Origin of the sequence: Neorhizobium puerariae (assembly GCF_042429745.1) — a bacterium.
In the GTDB taxonomy this organism is placed as follows: domain Bacteria; phylum Pseudomonadota; class Alphaproteobacteria; order Rhizobiales; family Rhizobiaceae; genus Neorhizobium; species Neorhizobium puerariae.
In genome coordinates this window covers 241,304-260,566 of record NZ_JBHMAA010000008.1, presented here as the reverse complement: position 1 = coordinate 260,566, position 19,263 = coordinate 241,304, and the positions used below count along the sequence as shown (strand labels likewise).

17 protein-coding genes are annotated in these 19,263 nt (G+C 64.6%); 16 read left to right on the top strand and 1 reads right to left on the bottom strand.

All coding sequences use genetic code 11. The features are described from left to right. Nucleotides 1-100 precede the first annotated feature (100 nt). The 8 genes from ACFFP0_RS06580 to ACFFP0_RS06545 all read left to right on the top strand — a co-directional run bounded on the left by ACFFP0_RS06580 (nt 101) and on the right by ACFFP0_RS06545 (nt 7,547). Nucleotides 101-1,150: an ABC transporter substrate-binding protein gene (locus ACFFP0_RS06580; RefSeq protein WP_377257842.1), complete on the top strand. Its 1,050-nt coding sequence runs from the start codon at nt 101-103 to the stop codon at nt 1,148-1,150. 23 nt (nt 1,151-1,173) lie between these two features. Further along, nucleotides 1,174-2,241 carry an ABC transporter ATP-binding protein gene (locus tag ACFFP0_RS06575; RefSeq protein WP_377257840.1) on the top strand — a complete coding sequence of 356 codons (1,068 nt, stop codon included), beginning with the start codon at nt 1,174-1,176 and terminating at the stop codon, nt 2,239-2,241. Further along, the gene (locus tag ACFFP0_RS06570; protein ID WP_377257838.1) at nt 2,238-3,122 is read left to right on the top strand and encodes an ABC transporter permease; all 885 of its coding nucleotides are present in this window, start codon (nt 2,238-2,240) and stop codon (nt 3,120-3,122) included. Before ACFFP0_RS06575 ends, ACFFP0_RS06570 begins: the two co-directional genes overlap by 4 nt. Nucleotides 3,123-3,130: 8 nt before the next feature. Next, complete coding sequence (locus ACFFP0_RS06565) at nt 3,131-3,925, top strand: ABC transporter permease (RefSeq protein WP_377257836.1); 795 nt, start codon at nt 3,131-3,133, stop codon at nt 3,923-3,925. 1 nt (nt 3,926) lies between these two features. Continuing rightward, nucleotides 3,927-5,429 (top strand): carboxylesterase/lipase family protein, encoded by a 1,503-nt coding sequence (locus ACFFP0_RS06560; RefSeq protein ID WP_377257834.1) that lies wholly within the window; start codon nt 3,927-3,929, stop codon nt 5,427-5,429. Then, nucleotides 5,422-5,556 carry a hypothetical protein gene (locus tag ACFFP0_RS06555; protein ID WP_377257832.1) on the top strand — a complete coding sequence of 45 codons (135 nt, stop codon included), beginning with the start codon at nt 5,422-5,424 and terminating at the stop codon, nt 5,554-5,556. Before ACFFP0_RS06560 ends, ACFFP0_RS06555 begins: the two co-directional genes overlap by 8 nt. Next, nucleotides 5,546-6,481, top strand: a complete 936-nt coding sequence (locus ACFFP0_RS06550; RefSeq protein WP_377257830.1) for a LysR substrate-binding domain-containing protein — start codon at nt 5,546-5,548, stop codon at nt 6,479-6,481. Before ACFFP0_RS06555 ends, ACFFP0_RS06550 begins: the two co-directional genes overlap by 11 nt. 115 nt (nt 6,482-6,596) lie before the next feature. Beyond that, nucleotides 6,597-7,547, top strand: a complete 951-nt coding sequence (locus ACFFP0_RS06545; protein ID WP_377257828.1) for a formylglycine-generating enzyme family protein — start codon at nt 6,597-6,599, stop codon at nt 7,545-7,547. 237 nt (nt 7,548-7,784) lie between these two features. On the opposite strand, the gene ACFFP0_RS06540 is transcribed toward ACFFP0_RS06545, so the two are convergent. Then, a complete protein-coding gene (locus tag ACFFP0_RS06540) occupies nt 7,785-8,747 on the bottom strand; it encodes a cucumopine synthase-related protein (protein ID WP_377257826.1) in 963 nt (320 codons plus the stop codon). Between the two features lie 119 nt (nt 8,748-8,866). On the opposite strand from ACFFP0_RS06540, the gene ACFFP0_RS06535 reads away from it, so the two are divergent. From ACFFP0_RS06535 to ACFFP0_RS06500, 8 genes are all read left to right on the top strand, one after another. Next, on the top strand, nt 8,867-9,745 hold the full coding sequence (locus tag ACFFP0_RS06535; protein WP_377257824.1) for a TrmB family transcriptional regulator: 879 nt from the start codon (nt 8,867-8,869) through the stop codon (nt 9,743-9,745). 205 nt (nt 9,746-9,950) lie between these two features. Next, entirely contained in the window at nt 9,951-11,471 is a 1,521-nt protein-coding gene (locus ACFFP0_RS06530) for an ABC transporter substrate-binding protein (RefSeq protein ID WP_377257822.1), read from the top strand. Nucleotides 11,472-11,477: 6 nt separating this feature from the next. Then, the gene (locus ACFFP0_RS06525) at nt 11,478-12,398 is read left to right on the top strand and encodes an ABC transporter permease (RefSeq protein WP_377257820.1); all 921 of its coding nucleotides are present in this window, start codon (nt 11,478-11,480) and stop codon (nt 12,396-12,398) included. Nucleotides 12,399-12,408: 10 nt separating this feature from the next. Beyond that, a complete protein-coding gene (locus ACFFP0_RS06520) occupies nt 12,409-13,245 on the top strand; it encodes an ABC transporter permease (RefSeq protein ID WP_377257818.1) in 837 nt (278 codons plus the stop codon). A 1-nt stretch (nt 13,246) separates the two neighbouring features. Then, nucleotides 13,247-14,254 (top strand): ABC transporter ATP-binding protein, encoded by a 1,008-nt coding sequence (locus tag ACFFP0_RS06515; protein WP_377257816.1) that lies wholly within the window; start codon nt 13,247-13,249, stop codon nt 14,252-14,254. Continuing rightward, nucleotides 14,251-15,141 (top strand): ABC transporter ATP-binding protein, encoded by an 891-nt coding sequence (locus ACFFP0_RS06510; RefSeq protein ID WP_377257814.1) that lies wholly within the window; start codon nt 14,251-14,253, stop codon nt 15,139-15,141. The genes ACFFP0_RS06515 and ACFFP0_RS06510 overlap by 4 nt, the downstream gene beginning before the upstream one ends. A 41-nt stretch (nt 15,142-15,182) precedes the next feature. After that, nucleotides 15,183-17,225, top strand: a complete 2,043-nt coding sequence (locus tag ACFFP0_RS06505) for a hydantoinase/oxoprolinase family protein (protein WP_377257812.1) — start codon at nt 15,183-15,185, stop codon at nt 17,223-17,225. 4 nt (nt 17,226-17,229) lie between these two features. After that, nucleotides 17,230-19,218 carry a hydantoinase B/oxoprolinase family protein gene (locus ACFFP0_RS06500; protein WP_377257810.1) on the top strand — a complete coding sequence of 663 codons (1,989 nt, stop codon included), beginning with the start codon at nt 17,230-17,232 and terminating at the stop codon, nt 19,216-19,218. The last annotated feature ends 45 nt before the right edge of the window (nt 19,219-19,263 follow it).

Below are 19,263 nucleotides of genomic sequence, written 5' to 3'. Positions count from 1 at the left end.
GCGTTTGCGAGCCCGGGGGCCTGCGGGGTGATAGAAGACGAGCCTCGCCAAAACTGGAGAAACAGAGATGACGATACGCATGCAAGATGGAATTTCGCGGATGTTCCTCCGCGCCGGCGTTGTCGCCGCCGGTTTGTTCGCGCTTCTGGGCGGCGCCCAGGCGCAGGATGCCTCGATCAGGGGCACGGTCAATATCGTCGGTTTTTCCGGCGTGTTCGCCGATAACTACCAGAAGTTCATCATCGATCCGTTCAAGGCGAAATATCCGGGGATCGAGGTGACCTACCAGCAGAGCAAGAACTCGGCCGAGACGCTGGCCTTGCTGACCCTGCAGCGCGCCGACCCGAAGATCGATATCGCCCTGATCGACGTCGCCGTCGCCATCAAGGCGAACAAGGACGGCATTTTCGCCAGGCTCGATCCGGCCAGGGTGAAGGTGCTGGAGGAGATGCCGGCCTGGGCGCGTCTCGATGGCGACAAGGCCGTCGCCTTTTCGCAGGACAATCTGGCGATCCTCTACAATACGGACACGGTCAAGCAGCCGCCGACCAGCTGGAACGACCTGACGGACCCGAAATACAAGGGCAAGATCGCCGCCAAGCTCGGCGACACGCGCGGCGTCATCCTGCTGCCGATCCTCGACAAGCTGGCGGGCGCCGACTACAAGCAGAGCATCGACCCGGCGCTCGATCTTTTGAAGAAGATCGCGCCGAATGTCTCGACCTGGGAGCCGGCGCCGGACTGCTATGCGGTGATCCAGAGCGGCGAGGTCGACCTTTCCATCTGCTGGAACGGCCGCGCGCAGTACCTGCACGACAGCCAGGGCGGCAAGATCGGCGTGGCTGCGCCGAAGGAGGGTTCGATCGGCCAGACCAACACGGTCGGCCTCGTCGAGAACTCCAGGAATGCCGAGGCCGCGCAGGTCTTCATCAACTACGCCCTCGGCGCGGAGGCGCAGGCCACGTTCGCGGAGAAGAGCTTCTACGGCCCGGTCAATACCAGGGTGAAGCTCCCGGATGCCGTCGCGGCGCGTATCTATGGTTCGAAGGAAGCCCAGGCCGCGCAGATGTCGCTCGACTGGAACTTCGTCGCCGACAAGTATTCGGCATGGATACAGCGCATCAACCGCGAAGTCATCGCGCTCAACTGACCTGTCTCGGGGAACTGGCCGCCATGGCTGATCATCACGTCATCATCGAAAATCTCGTGAAGACCTATCCAGGCGCCCAGAAGCCCTCCGTGGATCATGTCAGCTTCTCGCTGCCGCGCGGCGAGATGCTGGCCCTGCTCGGGCCCTCCGGCTGCGGCAAGACGACGATCCTGCGCATGATCGCCGGCCTGATCGCGCCGACCGCGGGGGCGATCAGGCTCGACGGCGCGGACGTCTCGTCCATTCCGGTCTACAGGCGCAACATGGGCATGGTCTTCCAGGCCTATGCCCTGTTTCCGCACATGACGGTCGCGCAGAACATTTCCTTCGGGCTCGAAATGCGCGGGGTCGGCCGCGCCGAGCGCGAGGAGCGTGTCGGCAGGGCGCTCGATCTGGTCAAGCTCAACGGCCTCGGCGACCGCAAGGTGAGCCAGCTTTCCGGCGGCCAGCAGCAGCGTGCGGCGATCGCCCGTTCGCTCGTGATCGAGCCGGAACTGCTGCTCCTCGACGAGCCGCTGTCCAACCTCGACGCCAAGCTGCGCGACGAGATGCGCGATGAAATCCGCGATATCCAGGCCCGCACGGGCGTGACCGCGATCTTCGTCACCCACGACCAGGACGAGGCGCTGTCGATGGCGGACCGCCTGGCCGTCATGTCGGCCGGCCGGCTGGAGCAGATCGGCACGCCGCGCGAGATCTTCGACCGGCCGCAGACGGATTTCGTCGCCTCCTTCATCGGCGCGGGGACCTTTTTCGAGGGCAAGGTGGCCGAATCCGGCCTTGCCGTGGTCGAAGGGCTGAAGACGCTGCGCTTCGTCGGTGACGCTTCGGTCGGATCGACCGTGAAGCTGATGATCCGGCCGCACAGGCTGCTGCTGGCAAACCGCGAGGGACAGACGAACAGCTTCACCGGAACCGTCGAACACATCGTCTATCGCGGCCAGATCCTGACGCTGAACGTCCGTTGCGGCGACAGGCTGCTGCAGGCCGACCTGCCCACCCATGCGGGCCTGCTGCCCGAAAAGGGAGGCACCGTGACGCTCGCAGTCGCGCCGGAAGACGTGACGGTGGTCGGGCAGGTCGCAGCATGAGCGCCGCGGCCGTGCCATCTGCGGGCTCCCCGACGGCCGGCGCGTCGCGCGGGATGCTGCTGATGCTGCTTCTGCCGGGCCTCGCCGCCCTGGTCATCACCTTTCTCCTGCCGCTGATCTGGCTGCTGCGCGCCTCCTTCGCATCCTCGACGGTGGGTGCGTTCAGCGGCGGCGACTGGACGGCGCAATCCTATTCGACCGTGCTTTTCGATCCGTTCTACTGGCGCGTGACGTGGAACACGCTTGTGCTCGGCTTCAACGTGGCGGTCTTCGCGGTCATCCTGTCCTATCCGATCGCGCTGTTCCTGGCGCGCACGGAAAGCCGCTTTCGCGGCGTGCTGACCGCACTTGCCGTGGCCCCGCTGCTGACCTCTTCCGTCGTGCGGACCTATGGGTGGATGGTCATCCTCGGCGACCGGGGCGTCATCAACAGCACGCTGCAGGGCCTTTCCCTGACGGACGGCGTCATCCGGCTCACCAACAACAGTTTCGGCGCCACGGTCGCGCTGATCGAGATCCTCATGCCCTATGCCATCCTCGCCATGCTCAGCGGTTTCGGCCGGCTGAATGCCCAGCTCGAGGAGGCGGCGGCGATGCTCGGGGCAAACCGGTTCAGGATCTTCACGCGCATCATCCTGCCGCTGAGCCTGCCCGGCGTGCTGACGGCGGGGCTGCTGGTCTTCGTGCTGGCCATCTCCTCCTTCGTGACGCCGCGGCTGATGGGCGGGGGACGGGTCTTCGTGCTCGGCACGGAAGTCTTCAACGAGGCGACGGTGACGCTCAACTGGCCGCTGGCCGCGGCGCTGTCCGTCATGCTGCTCGTGCTCTTCAGCAGCATCATCCTGCTCTACCAGCGCGCCCTGCGCGCGCTAGAGACGTGAGGCCGGTCATGCAGGGCAACCAACTCCTCGGCCGCATCGCCTGGAACGCACTGATCACGCTGCTCTATCTCTTCCTGCTCGCGCCGATCATCGTCGTCTTCATCATCTCCTTCGACACGCGCCAGTATCTCGCCTTCCCGCCCGAGAGCCTTTCGTTCGGCTCCTATGTGAAGGTCTTCCAGAACATCAAGTTCATCTCCGCCTTCTGGCGCAGCCTGATCATCGGCGCGATCGTCGGCATCGTCGCGGTTTCGGCCGGCATGCTTCTGTCGCTGGCGCTGGCGCGCTACAGGTTCCGCGGCAAGGCGGCGGTGAATTTCCTCATTCTCGCGCCTTTCCTCGTGCCGCATATCGTGCTTGCGGTCGGTGTCATGCTGGTGATCGCTCCGCTTGGATTGCTCGACAGCTATCCGGGCATCGTGCTCGCGCATCTCGGCATCACCATTCCCTATACGGTGCGGACGATCATGATGAGCCTGATGGCGGTCGACATCCGCGTCGAGGAGGCGGCGCTCGTCCACGGCGCACCGCCGCGCATGGTGTTCTGGCGCATCACCCTGCCCCTGGTGCGCCCCGGCCTGATCGCCGGGGGCGTGATCGCCTTCCTGATCTCCTTCGACGAAGCGACGATCTCGCTCTTCATCGTCTCGGTCAAGGCTTCTACCCTGCCGACCGAGATCTATCATTATCTCGAATATTCCACCGATCCGCAGATTGCGGCGCTCTCGGTCATCCTGATCCTCATCTCCGTCGGGGTTGTCGTGGCTGTCGAGCGGCTGGTCGGCCTGCGCAGGGCGCTCTGACATGCTTGTTGAGACCAATGCCGGTACTGTCGAAGGTTTCGGGGAGAACGGCTACGCCGTTTTCCTCGGGGTTCCCTATGCCGCGCCGATCACGCCCGAGCGGCGCTTCATGGCGCCCCGGCCCGTCGCCCGCTGGTCCGGCGTCCGCCCCGCCAGGGCGCTCAGCGCCGTATGCCCGCAAATCCCGACCTACGGCCCGGTGGGCAAGGCGGCGGCGTCGAAACTGGAATTCGGCACGGACTTCCTGACCGTCAATATCCGCACGCCATCCGTCAAGGGCTCGGCGCCGGTTCTGGTCTGGGTCCATGGCGGGGGATATGCGGTCGGTTCGGCCAACGAAGCGGTTCTGCAGAGCGGCGCGTTCGCCGCCAGCGGCATCGTGGAGGTGACCGTCAACTACCGGCTCGGCGCGCTCGGTTTCCTGCATCTGAACGACGGGTCGCCGGACAATCGCGGCCTGCTGGACCAGATCGCCGCCCTGGAATGGGTGCGCGACAACATTGCCGCGTTCGGCGGCGATCCGAAGCGGGTCACCTTTGCGGGGCGTTCCGCCGGCGGGTTCGCGATCGCGGCGGTCATGGCGATGCCGGCGGCGCGCGGCCTGTTCGCCCGGGCGATGCCGCAGAGCGGGGCAAGCACCGGCGTTTCCTCGATGGAGGATGCGCAGAAGCTCAACCGGCGCATGCTCGACCGCCTGCAGGTGACGGAAGCGGAACTGCGCGACCTGCCCTTCGAGACGCTGCTCGTCGCCCAGCGCGATCTCTGCAACGAATCCTACGAGCAGCACGATTTCGACCGCGACGGTTCGGCGTCGATGCTCGGCGTTCCCTTCGTGCCGGTGATCGATGGAACCTCGCTGCCCCTCCATCCGGAGGACGCGGCCGCCCGTGGAGAAACCGCTGCCGTGCCGATGATGATCGGCTGCACCACCGGCGAATATGTCACCCACGCCACGGCGCAGCCGGAGATGGATTTCGAGGGCGCCGCCCGCCTGCTGCACGAGCGCGTCCGCCCGATGGGGGCGACCGGGGCGGGGATCGTCGCGCGTTACCGGCAGGCCCTGCCGGACCATACGCCGCGCGGCATATGGCGCGCCGTCGGCGGCGATCTCGTCTTCCAGAATCCGGCAACGCGTTTCGCGCGGCTGCATGCCGCGCACCAGCCGGTGTACAAATATCTCTACGGCCCGGTCGAAGCCGATGAACTCGGCGCGCCGCACGGCGCCGAAGTGGGCGAGGTCTGGTACCGGAGCGGCATGGATGTCGGTCGTCTCCCGGCCCGGCAGGCGGTCACGGACAAGGCATTCGCCGAGCACGTCCACGCCATCTGGGTTTCCTTCATCCGTGACGAGGCGCCTCGGACGCCGGTGGGAGACTTGGTGGGAGACTGGCCGCTCTATTCGGCCTTGCGGCCGCAGGTCCTGCATATGGACCGCGGCGCCTTCCGCCTCACGGCCGATCCCTTCGGCGGGCGTACGGCGCTGTGGGAGGCATCCCATGGCTGACCGGGTGAACCCGCCGGCCGGGCCGGACCCGCATGCGGCGAAGAACGGTATCGACATCGCGCCCGATCGTGAGATGGTGGGGACCTTCACCGATACGGGCGATTCCAGGGTTTTCGATGCCTCCTGACTATCTCGATACGCGCCAGCTCGAAGCTTTCGTCGCCGTCATCTCGATCGGCAGCATGACCGGCGCGGCCAGGGCACTGGGCAAGTCCCAGCCCGTCGTGACCCGGCTCATCCAGGATCTGGAGCAGGAGCTCGGCTTTGCCGTCCTCCATCGGAACGGTCCGCGCATCGCGCCGACGGAGCAGGGTGTCGCATTCTTCGCGCAGGCGGAACTCTTCCTGAGCGGTTTGCGCACGATCAGCGAGCGGGCCCGGACTATCGAAACGGCGCAGGAAAGGCCGGTCGAGCTTGCCTCCATTCCGGCCATTGCGGCAAGCGTCGTCCCGCTTGCATTGCAGGACCTCGCCAGGGGCCGGTTTCCGAACCACGTCCATCTCCAGAGCATAGCCTCGGAAAATGTCGTGCAGGCGGTGGCGGCGAGGACGGCCGATGTGGGCATCGCCAGCCTCCCGCTCGACAATCCCGGGGTCGACGTGCACTGGATCGGCGAAGTGCCGTGCGTGGCGGTCGTCGCCGCCGATGATCCGCTCGCCGGGCGGGACATGCTTCGCCCGGAAGACTTGCAGGACCGCCGCCTCATCGCCTCCGCCAACCCCTACCGGCTGAGGATGCGGATCGACAAGGCTCTGGCGGAGCATTCGATCGAACCCGGCGGGGTGATCGACAGCAACGCGACCTATGTCTCGCTGTCACTGGCGCGGGCCGGGCTCGGCGTCGCCATCGTCGAATCCGTGACGATCAGCGGCCTGCCGGTCAAGGATGTCGCGATCCTGCCGCTGTCCTTCCACATCCCGTTCTACTGGGGCGTCATCACCGCGACCGGCCTGCCTTTGCCGGCGACCGTGCAGCGCCTGATCTCATCCATCGAGCGCCGCGCGGCGGACCTGCCGAATTTTCGCAGGCATGACGGCGTTCCGGCCCTCTGAAGCGGATCTTCGCCGCGCCGGCGATTGGCGTCGACGCCGCGCGGCGGTTCCCATATGTTTCGTCCGGAATGTCGTTCGACGGCGGCGGGAGCGAGGCGGATCGGGGAAGACGGGAATGAGCGGATGTTGTTCAGGGGCGAGGGGAGACGGGCATTCCGGGGTTTCCGTCAAGGCGGGGCCCGCCGCATCGCGCGGAACGCGGGGCGAGACAGTGGCGGTCAAGGGGGGAGAGACATTTGTCGGCACCCATGACCCGGTCATCCTTCTCGACGGCGAAGGCCCCGAGCGAAAGGTCCTGCTGCAGGATTTCCATCTCGAGGTCGAGACCGTCACCGTGGGGCGGTTTGCGCAATTTGTGGAAGCGACCGGCCATGTGACGGAATCGGAACGGTTCGGCTCCTCCGCGGTCTTTGCGCCCTTGCTCGATGACCCCGAGCTTGCGACCGGTGGCGTCGGCAACACGCCATGGTGGACGCGTATCGACGGCGCCACCTGGAAACAGCCCGAGGGACCCGGCAGTTCGGCGGACGACCGGCTCGATCATCCCGTCACCCACGTGTCGTGGAACGACGCCAGGGCATTCGCGCAATGGGTTGGCGGGCGCCTGCCGACGGAAGCGGAATGGGAACATGCCGCGCGCGGAGGCAATCGCCGCCGCCGCTATCCCTGGGGTGACGAGGAGCCGACGGACGAGAGGATTTTCTGCAATATCTGGCAGGGCCGGTTTCCGCACGGCAATACGTTGCAGGACGGATATTTCGGCACCGCGCCCGTGCGCAGCTTTCCCCCGGACGAGGCCGGCTTCTACAATCTTGCCGGCAATGTCTGGGAGTGGACAGGCGATCCCTTCCGGGTACGGTCTCTCTCGCGGCCCGCCCGGGAGCGCAACGACCAGGCCAGGCGGTTTTCCGACAAGGTCCTGAAGGGTGGTTCCTTCCTCTGTCACAAGAGTTATTGTTATCGTTACCGGATCGCGGCGCGCATGGGTCTCTCGCCCGACAGCGCATCCAGCAACACCGGTTTCCGGATCGCCTATGACACCCCGCCGGATACCCGCGTGCCCTGAAACAACCCGGGGCTCCCGAAGGGAACGGCGCCGGGAAAAGAGCCTCCCGGAGCGCGAGTTGACAGCCGTCAACCGGGTTCCGCTGCGAGGGTGCTGCCTATGCGCAGGAAAATGGCGCAAGGACACCCGGCACCGGCCGGATCACCGCACGCTGCGTAGACCGCATCCGCCTGGCACCTGACGAGACCGGGTCGCACCGCTCCGACAACGACGGAAACGCTTTGTTGGTGCGGGATATTAGAGTTCTTCTACCGTCAGCCAGATCAGCTCCTTGGTTTCGTATGTGGCTTTCCACACGGCCCGGCCCACTTCCTGCAGCTTGTGCAGGTCTTCCTCGATCACGCCGCCCAGGACCGGCGCCAGGATCGTCTCTTTCGTCAGTCCGTATTGCACGATGAGCTTCTGGCCGGTTCTCTGGGAGAAGCGGAGCCGGCCGAGCGGCGCTTTCCGGATCTCCTCCTTGACCCGGACCGGCGCCGTCGACGTCATGGGCGCCCAGGCGAACATCGATTCTCCCGTCACCATCGGATGTTCCTGCAATATCCGGAACGGCAGGGCCTTCAGCAGGTCGTCGCACAGTTCCGGGTTCTGGTCGGTTGCCAGCCAGGCCCGCACGCTGATGCCCAGCGGCTCCCACGTCATGCGGATCAGGGTCCTTGTGGGCGTGAAACCGTCCTTGACGACGGCATCCGCCGCCAGGGCGGCGTCGATGGCTTCGGCATCGGCATATTTGAACTGCTCGCCGAGGTTCCACGGGAAGTAGTGATAGGCCCAGCAGTAGAGCCTGTTGACGTACAGCAGGAATGCCGAGAGCATCCTTTCGAGCTCGGCGGGAGATGCCTTGGCCATCAGGCCGCGCAGCCGGTCGCCGAATTCCTCGAATTGGGGAAACCCGCTATAGCCGAGATAGTTGGTGTAGGGGACGAGAAGCTCCTCGATCAGTCGCGGAAGCTGCTTTTCCATCTCCGGAAGGCGGGCCATCCTGACCATCGGATAGAGGGCATACATCGAGCAGTCGCGCAGCATGCCGTGCGCGATGTCCCAAGTCCCGAAATATTGTCCGTAGCAGCCGGCCCGGTCGTCGAGCATCCCGGTCCTGAGCTTGCGGTGGTCTTCAGGCTCCTCCCTTTCGATCCGCGCGGTCTCGGCAGAAATATCTTGTAGAAAACGCTCGATAGTGTCCTGTTGAGGTTGGTTCATGGGTCCGTCTCTGATTTGGCTGCAGGAATTCGCCAAACGGTAGATGGACGATTTTTGTTAGTCAACGGTTGAATAATAATTTAGGATAACGGCTTTCGGGATTGAGGATCGGATTCAGGATGAGCGCGGCGAAGACGGATCTTGCGGACATTATCGAAAAGTTGGGGCAGATCGGATTTTCCGATCAGGAAGCCAGGATATACGTCGCCCTGGTGCAGATCGGGCCCGCGACGGCCTATGAGCTCGGAAAGCAGGCCAAGCTTGCGGTGCCCAACACCTATAACGTGATGCGGTCGTTGACGGAGAAGGGGGCGGCCAGCCAGGTTTCCGGACAGCCGGCCCGTTATATCGCGGTCCAGCCCCAGCAGTTCCTGGAGACGATGGCCAGCAGGACGACGCGCATCTGCGAGGAACTGGCCGGGCAGATGGGAAGCCTGTCTCCGGAAGCGAACGACGACTATGTCGAGATGCTGTCCACGCCCGCGGCTATCGACAAGCGCATTCTGGCGACGATCGAAGACGCCCGGTCCCAGATTCTTCTCAAGGCGACCTCGCCCCTGCCCGAGCGGGTTCACAAGGCCCTGCAGGCGGCGGCCAAGCGAGGGGTCGAAATCCTGTTCGTCTATTACGGCGACAAGCCGAAGCTGCGTGGGGGCGCCAAGGTGCGCCTGTGGCCCCATGAAGGCAACGGCGCCAATATTGGGGCCGATTTCTTCCTGCTCTGCGTCGATTTCAAGCGCGCGCTTGCCCGCGAACCGTCGGGTCTCAACGGCGCGTATTCTGAAAACCGGTCGTTCGTCTATCTGGCCGGCGTCTTCCTGCGCCACGAACTCTATCTCGCGGAGATCATGACGAAGTTCGAGACCGAGATCGAGGATGCTTTCGGGCCGGCGCTCTACAAGTTGCGGGAGTCCTACGGCATGCTCGCCATGGAAGAGGACATCCGGCGTTTCGTCGAAAGCCGCTTGAAGAGGCGGTCCGCTGAGATCGTCGACTAGGTGCCTGCGGTCCCAACCTGACCGCCCCCAAAACCGCATACAGGCCCTAAGTCCCGGTATTCGCTGCTGTTTTCATCTGGTCATAAAAAAGGCAGCGGCTGCCTATTGTTTGGACTTGATATTATTCAGGAGCTGAATAATAATTTTCCCCATCGGTGAAGGCCGGTTGGTCGGATCGAAGCCGAAAAGGCAAAGGGGAACTGAAATGACAAGAACGTCTTGCGGCCTGAACGGCCGCCTCATGCGCCGGTTTGCACTGGCTGCCGGCACGATGCTGATGTCCAGCGTTGCGCTCGCCGCCCATGCGGCAACGCTGACCGTCGCACTATCGTCTTCCGTGAACACGCTGGACCCGACCCAGGCGCAGGTGGTTGGCACCGACGTCAGCGTGGCGTCCCATCTCTACTCGTCGCTCGTCGCGCGCAATGCGGATTCGAAGCTCGTCGGCGTGCTTGCCGAGAAATGGTATCCGGAAGGCGACAGCACATGGGTCTTCGACCTCAAGGCCGGCCTTACCTTCGCGAATGGCGAGCCGCTGGACGCCTCCGTCGTCAAATGGAACATCGACCGGATACGCAATCCGGAAACCAAGTCGCGCAATCGCGCCTGGTTCGATCCGGTTTCCGATGTCGAGGTGGTCGGCCCCATGCAGATCAAGATCCACACCAAGGGCGCATATCCGACACTGCCCGACCAGTTGTCGATGATCTTCTTCCTCTCCCCGAAGTGGATGGAAAGCCACAATCCGGCGAACGAGGTCTATGGAACCGGCGAGTTCAAGCTGAAGGAATTCGTCGCGGGCGACCGCCTCGTCCTGGTCCGGAACGAGGTTTACAAGGGGCCGGCCTCTCCCTTCGACAGCGTCGTGTTCAAGGTCGTTCCGGAGCCGGCGGCCCGTGTGGCCGCCATATCCACCGGCGAGGCGGACCTGGCCTTCGACATTCCGCTGGAGGAAGTGGAGCGCCTGAAGGGCGGCGGCAAGACCAATGCGGGCTGGGTTCCCAGCAGCCGTTCGATGGTCGTGCGGATGAACACGGCCAAACCGCCCTTCAGCGACAACGTCAAGCTGCGTCAGGCGGTCAACTATGCGATCGACAAGCAGGCGATCGTCGACGGGCTGCTCGGCGGCCTCGGCGCCGTCAGCAATTGCCAGATCATGACGCCCGCCTATTTCGGCTACAACGCAGACCTCAAGCCCTATCCCTACGATCCGGCGAAGGCCAAGCAACTGATCGCCGAATCCGGTCTTGCGTCGGGCACGCAGATCGAGCTGCAGGTGCCGATGGGGCGCTATTTCATGGCGAGCGAGATCAGCCAGGTCGTTGCTGCGCAGCTTCAGGAAGTCGGCCTCAACGCCGTGATCCGTGAATATGACTTCAGCTCCTGGGTCCAGCCCTATTCGCGAGGCGAGATGGGGCCGATGTCGCTGATGGGGCAGGCCTGGCCGACGCTCGATGCTGATGGCCAGCTCGGCCTCTACGCTTCCCAGAATCCGACCGCATATTTCAAGAATGCCGACTACGACGCGGCCCTGAAAGCCGGTCGCGCGACCAACGATCCGAAGGAGCGGCTTGTCCATTACAAGCAGGCGACGGAGACCATGTGCCGCGAAGCGCCGGTGATTTTCCTGTTTGCCCAGCCGTTCACCTATGCCACCTCGGCACGCATCGAATGGAAGGCGCGGGGCGACGACTGGGTTCGCGCTTCAGATGTGGTTCTGAAGTAGGGCGTCATGTCGCGATACTTCCTCATCCGCATCGGTCAGTCGCTGCTCGCCATCTGGGGTATCGTGACGATCGTCTTTGTCGTGACGCGCATGCTCGGCGACCCGGCGGTGCTTCTCCTGCCGCTGGGAACGCCGGACAGCCAGATCCAGGAACTGCGCAGCAGCCTGGGTCTGGAGCGTCCGATGATCGTGCAATATCTGGACTTCCTGCGCCATGCGGCCGTCGGTGATTTCGGGCTGTCCTACCAGTCCTTCCGGCCTGCGATGGAGGTCGTGCTGGAACGGATGCCGGCCACGGCGATCCTGACCGCGTCGTCGCTCGCGCTCGGAGCGGTCCTCGGGGCGGCGACGGGGTTTGCCGCCGCATTGGCCCGGGGCCGGTTTCTCGAATTCGTCGTCATGTGCCTTGCGCTGGCCGGACAGGCCACGCCGGTATTCTGGCTCGGCATCCTGCTTGTCCTTTTCTTCGCGGTGGAGCTCGGCTGGTTCCCGACCGGCGGGTGGGATGGACCGGCATCGCTGGTGCTTCCCACCATGGCGCTCGGGATCTTCGTGGCTGCGAACATCACCCGGCTCTTCCGGTCGAGCATGATCGAGACGCTGTCGGAGGATTACATCCGGACGGCGAGAGCCAAGGGGCTGATGCCGCGGACCATCTTCATGGTTCATGCGGCGCGGAACGCCCTGATCCCGGTCGTGACCATGCTCGCCCTTCTGGCCGCGGAACTGCTGGGCGGTTCGGCGGTCACCGAAACCGTCTTTTCCTGGCCGGGCGTCGGCAGGCTTCTGGTCCAGGCGATCGACAGCAAGGACTTCCCGGTGATCCAGGCCGGCGTCTTCCTGATCGCCACGATCTTCGTCGGCGTCAATTTCCTGGTCGACCTTCTTTACACCCTCCTCGATCCGCGAATCCGGCTCGGAAGGTAAGGTTCATCCCATGCGCGTCTCTTCCAAATTCGGCAGCATCGCAGGCATCATCGGCGTCTCGCTGATCGTGCTGCTGATCGCCGTCGCCCTGTTCGGCCCGCTGCTCGGCCTTGCCAGTCCCACGGCAAACAACCTGATGGCCCGGCTCGCGCCGCCATCCTTCGACACGACGAAGGGATTGCATCTCTTCGGCACCGACCAGCTCGGCCGCGATATCCTGTCCCGGACGATCCATGGGGCGCGGGTGACGCTGATGATCGGCGCAACGGCCGTGCTGCTCGGCGGCGCCATCGGGATCGTCATCGGCCTTGTCGCCGGTTACTACGGCCGCTGGGTCGATGCGGCCCTGATGCGCATCGTCGACGTGCAGCTGTCGATCCCGCTGAGCCTGCTGGCCCTGCTCGTCGTCGGGACGATCGGTCCGAGCCTCCAGAACCTGATCTTCGTGCTGGCGCTCACGAGCTGGGTCCAGTACGCCCGCGTGGTCCGCGGCCAGGTGCTGGTCGTGCGGGAGCGGGAATATATCCAGTCCGCGCATGCGATCGGGCTCGGCGATGTCAGGATCATCTTCCAGCACATCCTGCCGAATGTTCTCTCGGCCGCCCTGGTGATCGCCACCATCGAGCTTGCCCGCGTCATCATCCTCGAAGCGGCGCTGAGCTTTCTCGGTCTTGGTGTCCAGCCGCCGTCGCCGAGCTGGGGACGAATGCTCGCGGAAGGCCGGTCCTACATGTCCTCCGCGCCCTGGATAGCCATCTTTCCGGGAGCCGCCATCTTCATCACCGCGTTGTCCGTCAACCTGACCGGCGACTGGCTCCGCGATCTTCTCGATCCGAAGGTGACGTGAGATGGCCGAACCTCTTCTCCGGATCAGAAACCTCAAGATCCGCATCCAGAACGGCGGCGAGACCGGATATCCCGTCAACGATATCAGCTACGACCTTTGCGAAAACGAAACGCTCGGCATCGTCGGCGAAAGCGGCAGCGGCAAGAGCATGCATGTCCTCGCCATGCTCGGCCTTCTGCCGCGCGGGCTGGCGGTGGAAAGCGGCGAGATCGTCTTCGCCGGTCGCGATCTCCTGAAGATGAACGCGCAGGAACTGCGCAACGTGCGCGGCAAGGAGATCGGCATCGTTTTCCAGGACCCGATGACCTCGCTCAATCCGGTCCTCACCGTCGGCCGGCAGATCAGCGAAGTCCTGGTGCGCCACAAGCGGTTGGACTGGCGGTCGGCGCGGGCAAGGGCGCGCGAACTGCTCGAACTCGTCGGAATTCCCGACGCGGAACGCCGGATGCGCGCTTTCCCGTTCCAGTTTTCCGGCGGCATGCGGCAGCGCGTGATGATCGCGATCGCCCTGGCCTGCGAACCGCGGCTCCTCATCGCGGACGAGGCGACCACCGCTCTCGACGTCACCATCCAGGCGCAGGTGATCGATCTCATCCGCTCCCTGAAGGAGCGTTTCGGGATGTCCGTCCTGTGGATCACGCATGACATCGGCGTGGTGGCGGGCTTCGCCGAGACCGTCCAGGTCATGTATGCGGGCCAGATCATGGAGCGCGGGCCGGTGCGGTCGGTCTTCTACAATCCGGCGAGCGCCTATACCTGGAGCCTCCTGAAGTCGCTGCCGCGTCCCGACCAGGTGGCGGGCGAACCGCTCTACCAGATACCCGGCCAGCCGCCCAACCCGTTCCGGCTGGCGAAGGGCGATCCTTTCGCCGAGCGCAATCCGTTCGCCACGCCACGTTGTTTCGAAGAACGCCCCGCATTGAGGCCGGTCGGCGACGTCCAGGGGCACGAAGTGGCGGCCTGGTACGATCTCAAGACGCGCATTCGTGAAACGGGAGGTGCGGCATGACACGGACGGAACCTCTCGTCAGGATCGAGAACGCCACCAAGGTCTACGAAAGCCGGGGCTGGCGGAACGCCGGGCCGGCGCCCGTCGTCAACGGCGTTTCCCTCGACATCGCCCGGGGCGAGATCGTCGGCCTCGTAGGGGAATCGGGATCGGGCAAGAGCACGCTTGGCCGGATGGTGCTGCGGCTCGAGACGCTGACCGGCGGACGATTGTGGTTCGACGGACAGGAGATCACCAACGCCTCCCGCAATGAGATGAGGCCGCTGCGGAAGGCGATGCAGGTCGTCTTCCAGGACCCTTACGCGGCGCTCAGCCCGCGCATGCGCGTCGGCGACTTCGTGGCCGAGCCGCTTCGCGTCCATAGCGGCAGGAGCCGGCGCGAAAGAGAGGAGCGCGTCGCGGAGCTTTTCAGCACGGTCGGGTTGGACCCGGCCCTGATGAAGCGGTTCCCGCACGAATTTTCCGGCGGCCAGCGGCAACGCATCTGCATTGCGCGGGCGATCGCCTCCGACCCCTCGTTCATCGTCGCGGACGAGCCGATCACCGCCCTGGACGTCTCCATACAGGCTCAGATCGTAAACCTCTTCAAGGAGTTGCAGCAGCGGATGGGGCTGACCTACCTGTTCATCGCTCACGATCTCAGCATGGTCCGCTACCTCTGCGACCGGGTCGCGGTGATGCTGCACGGCAGGATCGTCGAAATCGGGCCGGCGGCCTCCGTGTTCGGCAATCCTCTTCATCCGTACACGCAGGCCCTGCTTTCGGCCGCTCCGGTGCCGGACCCCGATGTCGAAAGGCGCAGGACGCGGCTGATCTACGATCCCGAACGATATCCGGCCGGCGAGGCGCTCGAAGAGCGGGCGCCCGGGCACTTTCTCTTGGTTTGAAATCGTCTCTACGACGCAGCTCTTAGTAAAGGACACATCCAATGCTTCGGATTGGAATCGATATCGGCGGCACCTTCACGGATGTGATCGCCTGGAGATCCAACGGCGGTAACAGTCGCACCCTGTCCCTGAAGGTGCCTTCGACCCCTCCCAACTATGCCGACGGTTTCCGCAACGGCGTCGACCAGATGCTGGATTCGATCGGCTTCCACGATGACGAGGAAATCACCGTGGTGCACGGCACCACCGTCAGCACCAACACCGTGATCGAAAGGTCGGCACCGCCGATCGCCCTCCTGACGACGGCGGGCTTTCGCGATATCCTCAACCTGCAGCGCCTGCGCCTGAAGCAGCCGACCGATTTCTTCAATCAGCGCACCGTGCCGCTGGTCCCCCGCAACCTCGTCTTCGAGGTGGGGGAAAGGCTGATGTCGGACGGGGCCATCCGCAAGCCGCTCGATCTTTCGGAAGTCAGGGCCGTTGCCCGCAAGGCGCGCGACGGCGGCGCCACCGGGATCGCCATCGCCTTCTACCACAGCTATCGCAACCCCGCGCACGAGCTGGCTGCACGCGAAGCCGTGCGCGAAGAGCTGGGCGGGGATTTCGAGGTGTCGATCTCCAGCGAGATCTGGCCGCAGATCGGCGAATACGAACGTGCCATCGTCGCCGTCCTGAACGCCTTCGTGAAGCCGAAGATGCAGACCTACATCGCCGATATCGAGCGCTATCTTTCCAAAAGATTGCCAAAGGCGAGACTGTTCATCACCCGCTCCAACGGCGGAGCGATGGCCGCGGGCGAGGCGCGCCAGTTCCCGGTCCAGACCCTGCTTTCAGGCCCGGCCTCGGGGGTTTCGGCGGCCCTGTCGGTGTCGGAGAGGCTGGATGGCGGCCAGTACCTGACCTTCGACATGGGCGGCACCAGCACCGACGTCTCCCTGATCCGCGACAGCCAGGCGACGATTTCGAGCAGCGCCGAGGTGGGCGATTTCCCGCTCAGCATGCCGGTGACCGAAATCGAGGCCATCGGCGCGGGCGGCGGCTCGATCGTCTCGCTCGACGGCCGTGTTCTGAGGGTCGGGCCGCGTTCGGCCGGGGCAAGGCCCGGTCCGGCCTGTTTCGGCCATGGCGGAACGGAACCCACCGTTTCGGATGCCTACCTCCTTTGCGGCTATCTCGACCCTGACTATTTCCTCGGCGGCAAGATGAAGCTCGACGTCGCAGCGGCCGAAGGTGCGTTTTCCGGTCTCTCGGCGGCGATGGGGCAGGATGGCGTCCGGTGCGCGGAAGCCGCGCTCACCGTCGCCACATCGAATATGGTGGCGCGCGTTCTTCCCTATCTCGCGCGGCACGGGGCCGATCCCGAGGATGTGACGCTCGTCGTCTATGGCGGCGCAGGCTCGCTGCACGGGCCGCTTCTCGCAGCCGAGATGGGTATCCGCCGCGTTCTGATCCCGCCGTCGCCGTCGGTCTTCTGTGCCTCAGGCGGGCTTGTCGCCAAGCTCATCCACGACCTGGCGATGACGGTCCAGGGGCTGGATATCGACGCCAATACGCTTGCCGCCCGCTTCGGCGAACTCGAAGCCGAGGCACGCCGGTGGCTTCTCCAGCAGATCGAGGCGCATCAGCTTGTTTCCGTCGATATCGACCGCTACGCGGAAATGCGTTACCGCGGTCAGTCCTTCCAGCTTCAGGTGAAGGTGGGCGCGGACGACCTTTCCGGCGGTTCGCTGAAGGGACTGGTGGACGCTTTTCACGACGAACACCAGCGGCTCTATACCCATTCCGACCGCGAGGCGGAGGTCGAACTCCTGCAGATCCGCGTCCGCATCTCCGGATCGCTCGCGGCACCCGGCATCGAGCAGGGCGGCAGAGCCGGCCAGGCGGCCGTCGCGAAGGGCCGCCGGCCGATCCAGATCGGCGGTCAATCGCTTGAGGCCGCCGTCTACGATCGTTCGGTCCTGACCGAAGAGGCCGCGATCGCCGGACCGGCCATCATCGAGCAGGTCGACACCACCATCCTCATTCCCCCGAAGTTCACCGCCTCGGTGAACGGTTTCGGCGATCTCATTCTCATCCGGGAGTAAACCCATGGACCCCGTCCGTACCGCGATCATGAACAACCGCTTCACGGCCATCGTTGAAGAAGCGTCGACCGTTCTCCATCGGACCGCGCACACCACATTCGTCAAGCTCGTGCAGGATTACCAGTGCGCGCTCGCAACCCCGGAAGGCGATATCTTCGCCTATCCCAGCCAGTCCGGCGTGACGGTGTTCATCGGGCTGCCGCTGCAGGAAACGCTCAACCGCATCGGCCGCGAGAATTTCGCGCCGGGCGACTGCTATATCACCAACGATCCGTTCTTCACCGACGGGCTCGTCACCCACATGATGGACGTGACGTTGATCTATCCGATCTTCCGGGACGGCGAACTGATCGCCTTCGGATGGTCCTTCGTGCATGCGTCGGACATCGGCGGCGCCGTGCCGGGCAGTATTTCCCCGACATTCACCGAATCCTTCCAGGAAGGCCTGCGCGTGCGGCCGATCAAGCTCTTCGATCGGGGACGCCTCAACCCGGATGCGAAGAACATCTTTCTCGACAACAGCCGCATCCCGGACGAGATGTGGGGTGACTTCCAGGCGATGCTCTCGGCGATGAAGAGCATGGACAAGCGCCTCAACCAGCTTTGCGACCGGTATGGCGCGGCCGCCGTGAAGGAAGGCATGAACGAAGTCATCGCCTTCGCCGAGCTGAAGGCGCGGCAGGTCATCGCCGGCATTCCGGACGGAACCTATTCCTTTTCCGATTATCTCGAAGGGATCGAGGAGAACCAGCACGCCCACATCACCGCCACCATGACGGTGAAAGGCGAGGAAATCGATCTCGACTTCACCGGCACCGATCCGCAGGTGGCGGCCGCCTACAACTTCATCATCGGCGAACGCACGCATCCTTACGTCACCCAGGCGCTCACCTACTACATCATGAGCGTCGAGCCGGGCGTTCCGAAAAATGCCGGGCTGCTGCGGCCGATCCGGACGAAGGCGCCGCGCGGCACGGTGATCAATGCCGAATATCCGGCTGCGATGGGCTCCCGCGTCGCGTCGGGAACCCGCGTCTTCGACGTGATCCTCGGCTGCCTCAACCAGGCTCTGCCGGACGGCGTCATGGCGGCAGGCGCCGGCATGGTGGGCATCATCGTCGCGAATGCGCGCGATCCCCATACCGGCCGCCAGAGGGTCAGCGTGCTCAACCCGATCATCGGCGGCGGCGGCGGCCGCATCGGCAAGGACGGTATCGACGGCGTCGACGGCCGCTCCGGCGCCCTGAAGAGCATTCCGACGGAAGTGCTGGAGGTCGAGACGGTCATGCATATGCGCCGCTGCCATCTCGTCGCCGACACGCAGTCGCCCGGCCGCTGGCGGGGCGGCGCCGCGCTGGTCATGGAAATCGAAAACACCGGCCTGGAAGCGACCATGACGGTGCGCGGGATGAACCGTTTCAAGTTCCGCCCGTGGGGTTTCAGGGGAGGGTTTCCCGGCAAGCTGGGCGAAGTCGTCACCAATCCCGGCCGCATCGACGAGAAGTCGATCGGCAAGATCCGCGTTCTTCACATGGCCCGCGGTGACGTGGTGCAGATCATTTCGCCGGCCGGCGGCGGTTTCGGAAATCCGCTGGAGCGTGCGCCCGATCTTGTGCTTGGCGACGTGAGAATGGACCTCCTGTCGCTGGATGTCGCCCGGGACAGCTACGGCGTCGTCATCGAGAACGGCGAGGTCGATCAGGACGCGACGCTGACGCTCAGAAAGCGGCTGGCGGCGGAGAGGGATGTGAAGACGTTCTCCTACGGTCCCGAGCGGGAGGCCTACAACGGGATATGGACGCCGGAAATCCGCTCGTTCCTTGCTGAAACGATCCTGGCCATGCCTCGGCCCGTTCGCCAGAAGACGATCGAATATGTCCGCGAGCAGTTGACCGTCGCGGCAAAGCCCGTGACGCGCGACGATCTCATGCAGGCGATCGCCAGCGCCAGCGACTTCCTCGAAGGCCGTTCCTACAAGGTTGCGGCCGAATGATCCCTCTCCGGCCTGCCCGGGCCGGTCACGATCGAGGCGGCAACG